Source organism: Aquabacterium sp. (genome assembly GCF_049317225.1).
In the GTDB taxonomy this organism is placed as follows: Bacteria; Pseudomonadota; Gammaproteobacteria; order Burkholderiales; family Burkholderiaceae_C; genus Aquabacterium.
In genome coordinates, this window is sequence record NZ_JBMOIR010000018.1 from 1 (window position 1) to 14411 (window position 14411).

A 14411-nucleotide genomic window follows, 5' to 3' on the forward strand; every position below is an offset into this window, starting at 1 on the left:
GCACGCGCACCACGTTCGAGATCGCGGCCAAGCGCCTGAGCGCCGACGTCATCAATCTGGACATCGCTCGCTCGTCGGCCTCCAAGGGTGAAAGCCTGCTGGACACCATCTCCAACCTGTCGGCCATGAGTGCCGACATGTTCGTGGTGCGTCACTCCGAGTCTGGTGCACCTTACCTGATTGCCCAGCATGTTGCGCCCCACGTGCATGTGGTCAACGCCGGTGACGGCCGCCACGCGCACCCGACGCAGGCCTTGCTCGACATGTACACCATCCGCCACTACAAGAAGGATTTCACCAATCTGACTGTGGCGATCGTGGGTGACATCGTTCACTCCCGCGTGGCTCGCTCCAACATCCATGCGCTGACGACCTTGGGTGTGCCCGAGGTGCGCGTGGTCGGTCCTCGCACCCTGGTGCCCGGCGACCTGCGGGAGATGGGCGTGCGTGTCTGCCACAGCATGGAAGAGGGCATCATGGATGCCGACGTGGTCATCATGCTGCGCTTGCAAAACGAACGCATGTCGGGCGGGATGCTGCCCAGCGCCGGTGAGTTCTTCAAGGAGTTCGGTCTGACCGAATCGAAGCTGGCACTGGCCAAGCCGGATGCCATCGTGATGCACCCGGGCCCCATCAACCGTGGCGTGGAAATTGACTCCGCTGTGGCCGATGGCAAGCAAAGCGTCATCCTGCCCCAGGTCACGTTCGGCATTGCCGTGCGCATGGCCGTGATGTCCATTCTGGCTGGCAATGAGGCCTGATCCATCATGAAGATTCTGATCAAGAACGGCCGACTGGTCGATCCCGCTTCCGGCCTGGACCAGGTTGGTGACTTGGCCATCGCGGGTGGCCGTATTTCGGCACTGGGTTCCGTGAGCGCCGACTTCGCGCCCGATCGCACCATCGACGCCACGGGCCTGATCGTGGCGCCCGGTCTGGTGGATCTGGCTGCACGGTTGCGCGAGCCCGGTCACGAGCATGAAGGCATGCTCGAATCCGAACTGGCTGCGGCGGCAGCCGGTGGGGTCACCAGCGTCATCTGCTTGCCTGACACCGATCCGGCGCTGGACGAACCCGGCCTAGTGGAAATGTTGAAGCTGCGCGCGCGCAAGCTCAGCCGTTGTCGTCTGTTCCCTCTGGGGGCGTTGACCCGCGGCCTCAAGGGCGAGAACCTGACCGAAATGGCCGAACTGCAGGAGGCTGGTTGTGTCGGCTATTCGCAGGCCGAGCACCCCATCAAGGACACACAGGTGCTGGTGCGTGCCATGCAGTACGCGGCCACCTTTGGCTATACCGTCTGGTTGCGCCCTCAAGATCCCTGGTTGGGCAAGGGTGTGGCGGCCAGCGGCCCGGTGGCCACGCGCCTCGGTTTGTCTGGCGTGCCCGTCACGGCTGAGACCATTGCCATCCACACCATTGTGGAATTGGTGCGCACGACAGGTGCTCGGGTTCACTTGTGCCGCCTGTCGAGCGCGGCAGGCGTGGATCTGGTCCGTCAGGCCAAGGCGCAAGGTTTGCCCATCACGGCCGACGTCAGCATCAACTCCTTGATGTTGACCGATCTTGACATCGGCTTCTTCAACTCATCCATGCGTGTGACGCCCCCGCTGCGTCAGGGCCGTGACCGCGATGCCTTGCAGGCTGGGCTGGCCGATGGCACCCTCGATGCCCTCGTGTCTGACCACAATCCGGTCAGCGCCGATGAGAAGAACCTGCCATTTGGCGAAGCTACACCGGGTGCCACGGGGCTGGAGCTCCTGCTGAGTCTGGCGCTGAAGTGGTCGGGCGCCGACCTGAGCGATCAGCCCGACGCTGAGAAGTTGCGCCGTGCGTTGGCCGTGGTGACCCAAGGGCCTGTGAAGGTACTGGGTGATGCGTTGGGTTCGTTGTCGTCCAGCGCCGGTCGCTTGACACCAGGTGGTGTGGCCGATGTGGTGGTGTTTGACCCTGCCGCCCGCTGGCCCGTGCAACCCGATGTGCTGGTCAGCCAAGGCAAGCACACCCCGTTCGCCTTCCAGACTTCTGGCTTTGAATTGGCCGGACGCGTGCGCCTGACGCTCGTGGCCGGACAGGTCGCGCACGAAGCCGAATAAGCAAGGCTGAGCGCTGATGTCGACTGGCAACATGGGTGCGTCCTCTTCTGTGGCATCGGTGCCTCATGTGTCGCTGTGGCGATTGCCCGTGGCCCTTTGGCGTCTGTTGCGTGTTTTGGGCCATGTTCTGGTGGCATGGGTCAAGTCATGGATCGTCTGGCCCGGGCTCGACGAGCATGGGTGGCATGACGAAAACTTGAAGTGGTCATGCAAGTTGCTTCAAATCTTGGGCATCGAGTTGCATGTCCAGGGGCGAGCGCATGATGGCGCCAAGCTGGTGGTGGCCAATCACATCTCGTGGTTAGACATCGTGGCCATCAATTCGGTTGTGCCGTCGCGCTTCGTGTCGAAAGCAGAGGTGGGGCGCTGGCCCTTGATTGGGCGACTGGTGACCGCAGCTGGCACGTTGTACCTCACCCGGGAGCGCCGTCGCGACGCCATGCGCGTGCTGGGTTTGATGGCTCAGTCGTTGCGGACGGGCCACACGGTAGCCGTTTTCCCGGAGGGCACGACGGGGAGTGGTCATGGCGTCATGCATTTCCATCCCAACTTGCTGCAGGCCGCGATTGACGCTCAAGTGCCGGTTCAGCCTGTGGTCTTGCGCTATGCCGACAGGGATGCTCCGGTCAGCGCCAAAGCGGCTTATGTGGGGGACACCAGCCTGATGCAGTCCCTCTGGTGGGTGGTGTCTGCACAGGGCTTGTCGGTGCACGTCACCGTGCTGCCCTCGCAATCTGTGTCTCATGCGGATCGCCGCGCCATTGCTTCCGAACTGCGAAATGGCATTGAAAAAGTTCTGTATGACGAAATAGATGCTGCAAATGTGAAAATTTGCGCAAATTAATCCCGTCTTTTCGGACTGCAGGTGTCAAGTAGTAACTCTACTCTGACGACATCCACATAGCCCCTGAGGCAAAGTGGATGTACGCCGGTCCGGAATTCCAAAAGAATTGTGAAGCTGGATCGGTGTGGCATCCCGTCAACCATGTTGAGGAGTCACTCCAATGTCTGACAAGAAAATTCGGCGCCTTCCCCTTGCCGCCGCGGCCATGGTCGCGTGCATGAGCGCCCATGCCGGTTACACCTCCCCTGATGGCAATTTCAGCCTGTCTGGCTTCGGCACGCTGGGTGCTTCTCGCACAACCACGGATGAGGCACTGTTCAACTACCCTGGTCAGGGTGGTGGTGCCGGGAAGACTTTCAGCTTGGATCCCGACAGCAAGGTTGCCGTCCAGGGTACCTACAAAGCGACGCCGACGGTGTCTGCCACCGCGCAGGTCATGACCAAGTACGACGCCGAAGGCTCGTACGTGCCGAATTTCGAATGGGCTTTTGTGAAGTGGCAACCTGTCAGTGGTTTGTCTGTCCGTGCCGGCCGCATGGGCGCTCCCTTCTTCATGGTGTCTGACTTCCGTGACGTGGGTTACGCCAACGTTGCTGTGCGTCCCAACCTTGATGTGTACGGTCAAGTGCCGGTGAGCTACTTTGATGGTGGCGACGTTTCTTATCAAACATCCCTGGGGCCAGCCAGCGTCACCGGTACGTTGTGGGCGGGTAGTTCGTCTGCCTCCTTCACCAGCGCGCTGAACAGCCCTCTGGGCGCGGTGCCTCCTAGCGACATCGACATCAAGCGCGCTTTGGGTTTCAACTTGCAAGCCGAATTTGATGGCGGCTACACCCTGCGCTTGGGCCACATGCAAGGCCGCTTGACGACCAAATCTGCAACAGCGGACTACGTTGTGGGTGCAATGGCTCCTGTGATCGCCGGTTTGGCTGGCGCGACGGCTCAAGCAGAGGCTTTGGCCTTGTCTGAGCAGCTTCATGTGAGCAACGAACGCGCCACGTTCTCTGGTGTCGGCTTCACCGTAGATCGTAACAATGTCGTGGTTTCGGGCGAGTACACCAAGCGTAAGGTGGGTGGTGTTGGCTATGTGCCGGACACAACTGGCTGGTACACGCTTGCTGGCTACCGTTTCGGGAACTGGCTCCCCTATGTGTCGTTCTCTAAGCTGAAGGTGACCAATCCGAACGCCAAGATGCCGACAGTGACGTCGGCAGTTCTGGCGTCGGCTGTGGTCGGCACGCAAACCGTGCTGAACACGCAGAAGTTGAGCGAGCGCACCAACAGTGTTGGCATTCGCTGGGATGCAACATCCAGCTTGGCAGTGAAGGCGCAGTTTGACCGTGTGGTCAAGCCTGTTGACTCGAACGGTCTGTTCCTGGTCGAGAATCCTTCCGGTGCCTTGCTGTCTGGCGGCAAGTTCCTCGGTGCCAAGAAGAACATCGACGTGCTGTCGCTGTCTGTCGACTTCGTCTTCTAAGCTGAAGGGAGCAATAACATGAAATCCAAGATCACCCTTCAATCTCTGGTTGTGGCAGGTCTGATGCTGGTCGCTCAAGCTGCCAGTGCCCAGGTCGCCGTCATTGTCAACCCAAAGAGCCCCTTGGCCTCCATGACGCAAGATCAGGTCGCTTCGATCTTCTTGGGTAAGACCAACACGCTGCCTTCTGGCGCAGCAGCTGCACCTGCGGACTTGCCTGAATCCAGTGCGATTCGCGAACAGTTCTACAGCAAGGCTGCTGGCAAGACTTCTGCGCAGGTCAAGGCTACTTGGGCGCGTCTGACCTTCTCGGGTAAGGCTACGCCTCCCAAGGAACTGGGGGCCGCGAACGAAGTTAAGAAGTACGTGGCATCTAACCCGGATGCCATTGGCTACATCGAAAAGTCGGCTGTTGACAGCAGTGTCAAGGTCGTTCTGATCGTTGAATAACGCGTCCATCGCGTTTTTCAAGGAGGGCTGCCGCGCTGGCATTGGCGTGGCAGCCCTTTTGTCTTGTGTTAAGGCAAAAACGCTTGCGCCGGGACCTCTACAATGCCGCGTTCCGTTGAAAGGTTCCTGATGTCTGATTTCTCGTTTACTGGATGGCTGCACGACGGTCTCCTGTCGTGGGCAATCAATGGTCTGGCCGATGCTGCCTGGTGGCAGATCGTGGCCTACACCCTGATCCTGACCCATATCACCATTGCGTCGGTGACGATCTTCCTGCATCGCTCGCAGGCGCACCGTGCGTTGGAGTTGCACGCCATCCCGTCGCACTTTTTCCGTTTCTGGTTGTGGTTGACCACGAGCACGGTGACCAAACAGTGGGTGGCGGTTCACCGCAAGCACCACGCCAAGTGCGAAACCGTCGAAGACCCTCACAGCCCCGTCACACATGGTATTCAGACGGTCTTGCTGCGTGGTCGCGAACTGTACCGCGACGAGGCGTTGAAAGAGGACACACTCAAGAAGTACGGTCACGGCACACCGGATGACTGGCTTGAGCGTAACCTTTACACCCCTCGCAACAACTGGGGTCCCATCGTGATGCTGCTGATCGATCTGGCGCTGTTTGGTGCCATCGGTATCACTGTCTGGGCCGTCCAGATGGTCTGGATTCCGATCACGGCGGCCGGGATCATCAACGGTTTGGGGCACTACTGGGGTTATCGCAATTTCGAGGCCCCTGATGCGTCAACCAACATCTCGCCGTGGGGCATCATCATTGGCGGTGAAGAGTTGCACAACAACCATCACACCTATCCCACATCAGCCAAGTTGTCCGTCAAGTCGTATGAGTTCGACATTGGCTGGGGCTACATCCGTGCCCTGGAGATGATGGGGCTGGCCAAGGTCCGCAAAACGCCGCCGCGTCTGACCCTGGGCGACATCAAGCCTGTTGCCGATGCGAAGACGTTGGAGGCCATCGTTGCCAACCGTTATGAACTGATGGCTGGGTATGCCCGAGAAGTACGTCGCGCCTGCAAGGTCGAGTTGGTCCGTCTCAAGGCGTCTGGCCAAGAGGCTGCCGCCAATCAACTCAAGCGTGTGCGTCCTTGGGTGCACCGCGATGCGGCGCAAATGCCTGTCGGCATGGAGCAGCAGGTGCAGCAGGTGTGTGATGCCAATCCTCAATTGAGCAAGCTGTTGGCCATGCGTGAGGAACTGCGTGCGCTCTGGACGCGGACCAATGTATCGGCTGAGCAACTGGTATTGGATCTGCAGGCGTGGTGTCAGCGTGCTGAAGCCAGTGGCATTGCCGCGTTGCAAGAGTTCTCGCTGAAGGTGCGTGCGGCTGCGGTCTGAAGAAGCGCGCCTGTCACCGTGCTTTCCAAGCCGCCTTCGGGCGGCTTTTTCTTGCCTTGGTGACGGGGGGGGCTTGTGTGGCCAAGCCTTATAGCCTGCGGTGTGTGGCAACGGATCGGCGTTCGTGCCTGCTGGCTCTGGGTTGTTGGCCGCCTTGTTGAGCTTGAACTTCAGCGGTGCCCTCGGAGAAAGTGCAGGCAATAAAAAACCCGCCGGCTTGCGCGAGGCGGGTTTTTGAGGGAAAGGCTGAATTACTTCAGCTTGATTTCCTTGTACAGCACGTGCTTGCGAGCCTTGGGGTCGAACTTCATGAATTCCAGCTTTTCAGGCGTGGTCTTCTTGTTCTTAGCAGTGGTGTAGAAGTGGCCGGTACCCGCAGTGGATTCCAGCTTGATCTTTTCGCGTCCGCCTTTAGCAGCCATGGTTCAGTCTCCAATCACAGTTCGCCACGGGCGCGCAGGTCGGACAGGACCTGATCGATACCCACTTTGTCAATCAGACGCAGAGCGGCTGTCGAGATGCGCAGACGCACCCAACGGTTTTCGCTCTCGACCCAGAAACGACGGTACTGCAGGTTGGGCAGGAAACGACGCTTGGTCTTGTTGTTGGCGTGGGAAACATTGTTCCCGGACATCGGGCCCTTGCCCGTGACTTGACAGACGCGTGCCATGACGCTTCTCCGTTCGCTGTATTGCGCTTATGTTGCGGTCGATGCCCAGAGCAGGGGGTGTTGACGCCATTGCTGGCTTCGGCCCTGTTGAAGCACCCTTCCGGAAGCATCCGCATCAAGTGACTTGACGCATCCACTCCGGGACGAATTTTGCAAAAACCGAGATTATAGCGAGATTCTGGCGACTTGGCAAAGCCTGTCACGCGAATCTCGCGAAAGTCCGGTCAGCCTTGCTCTTGCTCGAGGAAACGCTGGGCATCCAAGGCGGCCATGCAACCGGTGCCGGCGCTGGTGATCGCTTGGCGGTACACGTGATCTTGCACGTCGCCAGCGGCAAACACGCCGGGTACGCTGGTCATGGTGGCAAAGCCATTGTTGCCGCCACGGGTCACGATGTAGCCGTCCTTCATTTCCAGCTGCCCCTTGAAGATATCGGTATTGGGCGAGTGGCCAATGGCGATGAAGCAGCCCTTCAATTCCAGTTCTTTGGTGCTGCCTTCGTTGACGTTCTTCAGGCGCACGCCGGTGACGCCGCTCTGGTCGCCCAGCACTTCGTCCAGCACGTTGAAGAGGTGCAACTCGATCTTGCCGGCGGCAACCTTCTCCATGACCTTGTCGTTCATGATGGGTTCTGCGCGGAACTTGTCACGACGGTGGATCAGGTGGACCTTGCTGGCGATGTTCGACAGGTACAGCGCTTCTTCCACGGCCGTGTTACCGCCGCCCACCACGCAGACCACCTGGTCGCGGTAGAAGAAACCGTCACAGGTGGCGCAACCGCTCACGCCGCGGCCCATGAACGCCTCTTCGGACGGCAGCCCCAGGTATTTGGCCGAAGCGCCGGTGGCGATGATCAGGGTGTCGGTCGTGTAGGTGCCCGCGTCGCCTTTCAGGGTGAAGGGGCGCTTGGACAGATCCACTTCATTGATGTGATCAAACACCATGCTGGTCTGAAAGCGCTCAGCATGCTGCTGAAAGCGTTGCATCAGATCGGGGCCCTGGACACCATGGACATCTGCCGGCCAGTTGTCCACTTCGGTGGTGGTCATCAATTGACCGCCTTGGGCCATGCCAGTGACCAGGGTGGGCTTCAGGTTGGCGCGGGCAGCATAGATGCCAGCGGTGTAGCCTGCGGGGCCGGAGCCCAGGATCAGAACCTGGCTATGTTGGGGCGTGCTCATGAATGAGGCCTTTCGAGATGTTGATGTCGACTGGATGCAAACTGTGTGGCTAACCGGGGGCAAGTTCTGGTATGCCGATTAACGTCCACTCGTTAAAGTGCTAAATATTTCCGGTACACAGCCGAAAATTGTAGAGACAGCCTGTTTGTCACACTCCTGTACGGGTCAAAAAGACCTGTTTTAAGGTGTGTGGAACCGACAGACTCAGAAAAATTCAGTCTTCACTCACGAGGAGCACCCCACATGGCCATGTTGTCCAATCTTGATCTGATCCGGCGCGTTCCGCTGTTCTCGATGCTGACGCCGGCCCAAGCCGAGTCCGTGGCCGAGGGCGTGGTCAAGCGTCGCTACCGTCGTGGTGAGTTGATTGTTGAAAAAGGGCGCAAGACCAATGCACTGTTCATCCTGTTGACTGGACGTGCGCGCGTGGTGGCAGCAGATGAGCGTGGTCGAGAGGTGATTCTGGCTGTGCTGGAAGCGGGTGACTACCTGGGGGAAATGAGCCTGATCGACAACGAGCCGCACTCTGCGACCGTTCGTGCCGAGGTGCAAACCGATGTTCTGGTCTTGGGTCGCCCCGAGTTTGCGCGCTGTCTGCCCGAAAATTCCTCTCTGGCGTATGCCATCTTGCGCGGCATGGTGCAGCGTCTGCGTGCTGCAGATCGCCAGATCGAGTCTCTGGCGCTTCTCGATGTCTATGGCCGCGTGGCGCGTGCATTGTTGGATATGGCGGATGAAGATGCTGGCGAAAAAGTTATTCGCGGCAAGGTTTCGCGTCAAGATCTGGCCAAGCATGTCGGTGCTTCGCGCGAAATGGTCAGTCGTGTCATGAAGGACCTTGAAGAGCGTGGCTTGATCGAGACGCAGGAAACCGGCAGCGTGGTGCTCAAAGAGCGTTTGGCATCTACGGCCTGATCTTTTTTGTTTGCACCTGTAAACCGCCCCTCTTCAGGGGCGTTTTACTTTGTCGGGCCACGTCGAGCCAAGGCAAAAAATGCCATCAAAATGACGACATGACATTTCCTCTCGGATCCCTTCATTCCGACAGTTCGCCGGTGACAACGCGCATGGGTGGTCGGTTCCACAGGCAGGCGGCCATACCGTCAGTTGGGCCTGTTGAGCCTCTGGAAAACACATTTCGGTTTCAGTCCGCACTCTTCATCAGTGGTCTGCTGTGGGTGTTGGCGCTGCTGGCCATGACCAGTCACAGTCCGCTTGATCCTGCCTTCACCACGTCCGGGCAGAACACGGAACCTCGGAATTGGGCGGGGCAACTGGGCGCCTATGGTGCTGACATTGCCATGATGCTGTTCGGTCGTTCGGCATGGTGGTTGCTGCTCATTGGCTTGCGTGTGTGGTTGGGCGCGTTGGCCCGTTGGCTGCGCCGGGACACGGGTGCCAGCGTGTCGGTGTCTGGCGCGCCACCGGTGGTGCCGCATGAGCGCAGCCTGACGTCTTGGCGCTTCTGGTTGGGGGTGGTGGTGCTGGTTGCGGCCAGTTGTGCGCTGGAATGGTCCCGTCTTTATCGGAATGAACTGGCCGTACCAGGGGAACATGCTGGCGGCGTGTTGGGCATGGCCTTGGGGCAGTTGGGCATGCATTGGCTGGGCTTCAATGGATCCGGCGTCCTGTGGATTGCTTTGTTGGTGGTCGGTGCCGCCTTGGCCTTTCGCTTCTCTTGGCTGGATGTGGCCGAAAAGATCGGTGAATTGACCGATCGCCTGCGTCAACAGCGCGAAGCGCAGCGCGAGGTCGAGCAGGACATCCGCATTGGCGAGCAGGCCGCCATCGAGCGTGAGCGGGTCGTCGAAGAGGTGCGTCACGAACTGCCCGCTGAGCCTGTGCCGCTCATCATCGAGCAACCGGTGATCGAGGTGCCCAAGTCCGAGCGCGTGGTCAAGGAGAAGCAAAAGCCCTTGTTCGTTGAAATGGGTGACAACAAGCTGCCCCAGATCGATCTGTTGGATGCTGCACCCGGCCGCATGGAAACCGTGACCCCCGAGTCGCTGGAGATGACGTCGCGCCTCATCGAGAAGAAACTCAAGGACTTTGGTGTGGATGTGCGTGTCGTGGCGGCGTCGCCGGGGCCAGTCATCACCCGTTATGAAATTGAGCCTGCCACCGGGGTCAAAGGCTCGCAGATTGTCAATCTGGCCAAGGATCTGGCGCGCTCCCTGTCGCTGGTGTCCATCCGCGTGGTCGAAACCATTCCGGGCAAAAACCTGATGGCGCTGGAGTTGCCCAATGCCAAGCGCCAGATGATTCGCCTGACTGAGATCCTGGGCTCGCAGATCTACCACGAGGCGCAGTCCATGCTGACCATCGGTCTGGGCAAGGACATCGTGGGGGCACCTGTGGTGGCCGATCTGGCCAAGATGCCGCACTGCCTGGTCGCAGGGACCACCGGCTCCGGTAAGTCGGTGGGCATCAATGCCACCATCCTCAGTCTGTTGTACAAGGCCGAGGCGCGGGATGTCCGTCTGATCCTGATCGACCCGAAGATGCTGGAAATGAGCGTCTACGAAGGCATTCCTCACCTCTTGTGTCCCGTTGTGACGGACATGAAGCAGGCGGGCAACGCGCTGAACTGGGCTGTGGGTGAAATGGAGCGTCGCTACAAGCTCATGTCCAAAATGGGCGTGCGCAACCTGGCGGGCTACAACAAAAAGATGGACGACGCCAAATCGCGTGGCGAGCTCATCCCGAATCCGTTCAGCCTGACTCCCGATGAACCCGAGCCGCTTGACCGACTGCCACACATCGTCATCGTGATCGACGAGTTGGCGGACCTGATGATGGTCGTCGGCAAGAAGATCGAAGAGTTGATCGCGCGTTTGGCGCAAAAGGCGCGTGCGGCCGGCATTCACTTGATCCTTGCCACGCAACGTCCTTCCGTGGACGTTATCACCGGCCTGATCAAGGCCAACATTCCTACCCGCATTTCGTTCCAGGTGTCCAGCAAGATCGACAGCCGCACGATCCTGGATCAGATGGGGGCCGAGGCCTTGCTGGGTCAGGGGGACATGCTCTATTTGGCGCCGGGTACCGGCTTGCCGACGCGCGTGCACGGCGCCTTCGTGTCGGATGATGAGGTGCACCGTGTTGTCGAATACCTGAAGACCCAGGGTGAGCCCAATTACATCGAAGGCATTTTGGAGGGCGGCAGCCTGTCTGATGAGGGCAGCAACCTGGATGGCTCACCGGCAGGCGGCAGCGAGGGCGAGCAAGATCCGATGTACGACAACGCGGTTTCCATCGTGCTGCAGCATCGCAAAGCTTCGATTTCGCTGGTTCAGCGCCACCTGCGCATTGGCTACAACCGTGCGGCCCGGTTGCTGGAGCAGATGGAGAAGTCCGGACTGGTCTCGTCCATGTCGACCAATGGCAACCGCGAAATCATTGTCCCTGCTCGCGGCGGCGAGGGCGGTGCCACGGCGGCACCGTGGGACGCTTGATGAAGGCAATCTGATGTTGAACTTGAATCTTCGCCGGGTGGTCATGGCGGCTGCGCTGTCCGGCGGCTGGGCTGCTGCGCAAGCCGACGCTGTGGGCAGCTTGCGCCAATTTGTCAAAGACGTGCAAAGCGGACGAGCCGCCTTCACGCAAACCGTCACGTCTCCGGACGGCAAGCGGGTGCGTAAATCGCAGGGCGCGCTGGAATTCCAGCGGCCCAACCGGTTCCGCTTCACGTACAACACCCCGACAGAGCAAGTCATCGTTGGGGATGGCAAGCAGGTCTGGCTGTACGACGTGGACCTCAATCAGGTCACGGTCCGTCCCATGAGTGATGCCTTGGGTGCCACGCCTGCGGCCGTGCTGGCCGGCGGGGCGCTGGACAAGGACTTCACCCTCAAGAATGTGACTGCGTCTTCATCGGGTGCGGCGTCCGCGGCCCCGATGCCTCAACAGGCAACGACGTCTCTGGAATGGGTGGAGGCCTTGCCGCGTCACAAAGAGGGGCAGTTCCAGTCCATGCGGGTCGGATTCCGCCAGGGCCAGTTGGCCGCATTGGAAATCCTGGATGGGTTTGGCCAGCGCTCACGGCTGGACTTCACGCAATTCGATGCCAAGGCCGCCTTGCCGGCGTCCCGGTTTCAGTTTGTGCCGCCAGCGGGCGCCGACGTGCTCAAACAGCCTTGATGCACAAGGCATGCCCCTTTGGTTGGTGCCAACTGGGGTGTCCACCTGACTGGTTTGGTGAATGCGCCAGATCCGTTCGTTGCGGATCTGGCGTTTTGCTTGGTGCGTGGGCACCAAGCTCAGCTGGCATCAGCCTTCGCGCTTGCCGAAGCCAGGGCGCTTGCCGCCAAAGCCACCGGGTTTGCCGCCCGACTTGAAGCCGGGCTTGCCGCCGAAAGGCTTGCCGCCAAAGGGCTTGTCACCGAAGCTGCGCTCGCCGCCAAACGACTTCTCGCCGAAGGACTTGCCGTGAGCGGGCTTGCCGCCAAACGGCTTGCCGTGCGGACGATCACCAAAGCTGCGCTCACCGCCAAAACCACGGTCGCCTTGAGGGCGCTCGTTGAAGTTGCGCTCACCGCCAAAATCGTTGCGGTCGTCAAATGGGCGGCTGCCGCGCGCGCCACGGTCGGCAAACGGACGGTCCTGACCACCGCTGCGGGGTTCAAAGCTGCGCTGCTCGTGGCCGCCGAACGGCTTGCGCTGTTCGCCGCTAAAACCGGCCGGTTTGAAACCCGCCTTATGCACCACGCGATGAGCGCCATCCTGGCCGCGATCCCGGTCGCCAAAGCCACCGCGGTCGCCGCTGAAGCGACGCTCTTCGCCACCAAAGCGCTCGTTGCGATCGCCCTGGAATTCGCGACGACCGCCGCCGAAGCCGCCTTCACGGTTGCCTTCGAAGCGAGGACGCTCACGATCACCAAAACCGCCGCGATCACCGCGGTCGCCGCCAAAGCGTGGCGCACGGTCGTCGCGGCCACGGTGGGCGGACATCGACTTGCCACCCATGCGGGACGCCTTGTCGGCGAAAGTCTTGAGCTTGGGCTCCAGGCCTTCGATCACCGACTCGGGGATGCGTTGGGTGGTGAAGCGCTCGATGCGACGCACCATGGGGATGTCACGGCGTTCGGCCAAGGTGATGGCCAAACCACTGCGGCCGGCGCGACCCGTGCGACCAATGCGGTGCACATAGTCTTCGGCCTTCATGGGCATGCCGTAGTTGATCACGTGGGTGATGGTGGGCACGTCGATGCCGCGAGCGGCCACATCTGTTGCCACCAGCACGCGCAGTTGACGGTTGCGCAGGGCTTGCAGGACGCGGTTGCGGCGACCTTGCGGCATGCCGCCGTGCAGGGCAGCCACAGCATGACCCACGTCAGCCAGACGGTCAGCCAGGATGTCGGCGTCGCGCTGGGTGGCGGTGAAGATCACGGCTTGGTCCAGTGCGCGGTCTTCCAGCAGGCGGTCCAGCAGCATGTTCTTGTGCGCCAGCGTGTCAGCCAGGTGCAGACGTTGCTCGATGTTGTCGTGGCTGTCGGTGTGCGAAGCCACTTCGATGCTCACGGCATCACGGGTCATGCGCTGAGCCAGTTGGCCCACGTGACCGGCGAAGGTCGCGCTGAACATCAAAGTCTGGCGTTCTGCAGGCGTCTGGTCGGCAATGGCTTCGATGTCATCGATGAAGCCCATGTCCAGCATGCGGTCGGCCTCGTCCAGCACCAGCACTTCCAGGTTGCTCAGCACGGCGGCGCCGGTGTTGAGGTGATCCAGCAAGCGACCAGGGGTGGCAATCAGCACGTCCAGAGGACCCTTCAGCGCCTTCAACTGGTAGGCGTAGGGCACGCCACCGACCACGGTGGCCACGCGCAGACCTTGCATGTGGCGGCCGTAGGTGCTGGCCGACTTGGCCACCTGCATGGCCAATTCACGGGTGGGGGCGAGGACCAGCACACGAGGGCCGTGTACCTTGCCCTTTTCGCGACGCTTGGTGTTGTCGCCACGGGCGGCAATGATGCGCTCCAGTGCAGGCAGCATGAATGCAGCGGTCTTGCCGCTACCCGTGCTGGATGCCACGCGCAGGTCAGCGCCTTGCATCGCGGCCGGGATGGCTTGAATCTGCACGGTAGTGGGTTGCGTGTAGCCCGACTCGGTCAAAGCTGCGCACAGCGGTGCGCTCAGGCCCAGATCGGTAAACGTGGGGCCGCCAGCGTGCACTTGCGTGGGCTCGCCGGTTTCGGCTGCTTCGCAATCAAAGGCCTCGGCCTCGATGCGACGCGCCAGGGCGTCCAGCTGGGATTCACCAGATTGAATAGGGGTTTGATTCGACATGAACTTCTTTCAAGCAATGCAAAGCTCAGCCATTTGTCAGTCAAAGACAAATGAC

The 14411-nt window shown here is 60.5% G+C and carries 13 protein-coding genes; 9 read left to right on the top strand and 4 right to left on the bottom strand.

The window, feature by feature from the left end; genetic code table 11:
* The 6 genes from ACOYNB_RS11235 to ACOYNB_RS11260 all read left to right on the top strand — a co-directional run.
* A partial coding sequence (locus tag ACOYNB_RS11235) for an aspartate carbamoyltransferase catalytic subunit (RefSeq protein ID WP_422839159.1) occupies nucleotides 1–761 on the top strand: 761 nt, incomplete at its 5' end.
* Between the two features lie 6 nt (nucleotides 762–767).
* Entirely contained in the window at nucleotides 768–2093 is a 1326-nt protein-coding gene (locus ACOYNB_RS11240; protein ID WP_422839160.1) for a dihydroorotase, read from the top strand.
* 16 nt (nucleotides 2094–2109) lie between these two features.
* A complete protein-coding gene (locus ACOYNB_RS11245) occupies nucleotides 2110–2937 on the top strand; it encodes a lysophospholipid acyltransferase family protein (protein ID WP_422839161.1) in 828 nt (275 codons plus the stop codon).
* Between the two features lie 160 nt (nucleotides 2938–3097).
* The gene (locus ACOYNB_RS11250) at nucleotides 3098–4414 is read left to right on the top strand and encodes a hypothetical protein (RefSeq protein ID WP_422839162.1); all 1317 of its coding nucleotides are present in this window, start codon (nucleotides 3098–3100) and stop codon (nucleotides 4412–4414) included.
* Between the two features lie 18 nt (nucleotides 4415–4432).
* Nucleotides 4433–4864, top strand: a complete 432-nt coding sequence (locus ACOYNB_RS11255) for a hypothetical protein (protein WP_374256394.1) — start codon at nucleotides 4433–4435, stop codon at nucleotides 4862–4864.
* Nucleotides 4865–4993: 129 nt separating this feature from the next.
* Nucleotides 4994–6220, top strand: coding sequence for a DesA family fatty acid desaturase (locus tag ACOYNB_RS11260; protein WP_422839163.1), 1227 nt, complete (start codon nucleotides 4994–4996; stop codon nucleotides 6218–6220).
* Between the two features lie 251 nt (nucleotides 6221–6471).
* On the opposite strand, the gene rpmG is transcribed toward ACOYNB_RS11260, so the two are convergent.
* The 3 genes from rpmG to trxB form a co-directional block, all read right to left on the bottom strand.
* Complete coding sequence (gene rpmG, locus ACOYNB_RS11265) at nucleotides 6472–6642, bottom strand: 50S ribosomal protein L33 (RefSeq protein WP_374256390.1); 171 nt, start codon at nucleotides 6640–6642, stop codon at nucleotides 6472–6474.
* A gap of 14 nt (nucleotides 6643–6656) precedes the next feature.
* On the bottom strand, nucleotides 6657–6890 hold the full coding sequence (gene rpmB, locus ACOYNB_RS11270) for a 50S ribosomal protein L28 (protein WP_058087944.1): 234 nt from the start codon (nucleotides 6888–6890) through the stop codon (nucleotides 6657–6659).
* 224 nt (nucleotides 6891–7114) lie between these two features.
* Nucleotides 7115–8071, bottom strand: coding sequence for a thioredoxin-disulfide reductase (trxB, locus tag ACOYNB_RS11275; RefSeq protein WP_422839164.1), 957 nt, complete (start codon nucleotides 8069–8071; stop codon nucleotides 7115–7117).
* A gap of 243 nt (nucleotides 8072–8314) precedes the next feature.
* Here trxB and ACOYNB_RS11280 point away from each other — a divergent pair, with 243 nt between their 5' ends.
* From ACOYNB_RS11280 to lolA, 3 genes are all read left to right on the top strand, one after another.
* Nucleotides 8315–8986 (top strand): Crp/Fnr family transcriptional regulator, encoded by a 672-nt coding sequence (locus ACOYNB_RS11280; RefSeq protein ID WP_374256386.1) that lies wholly within the window; start codon nucleotides 8315–8317, stop codon nucleotides 8984–8986.
* Nucleotides 8987–9084: 98 nt separating this feature from the next.
* A complete protein-coding gene (locus ACOYNB_RS11285; RefSeq protein WP_422839165.1) occupies nucleotides 9085–11526 on the top strand; it encodes a DNA translocase FtsK in 2442 nt (813 codons plus the stop codon).
* A gap of 13 nt (nucleotides 11527–11539) precedes the next feature.
* Complete coding sequence (lolA, locus tag ACOYNB_RS11290; RefSeq protein WP_422839166.1) at nucleotides 11540–12211, top strand: outer membrane lipoprotein chaperone LolA; 672 nt, start codon at nucleotides 11540–11542, stop codon at nucleotides 12209–12211.
* Between the two features lie 129 nt (nucleotides 12212–12340).
* On the opposite strand, the gene ACOYNB_RS11295 is transcribed toward lolA, so the two are convergent.
* On the bottom strand, nucleotides 12341–14356 hold the full coding sequence (locus ACOYNB_RS11295) for a DEAD/DEAH box helicase (RefSeq protein ID WP_422839167.1): 2016 nt from the start codon (nucleotides 14354–14356) through the stop codon (nucleotides 12341–12343).
* Nucleotides 14357–14411: the final 55 nt, after the last annotated feature.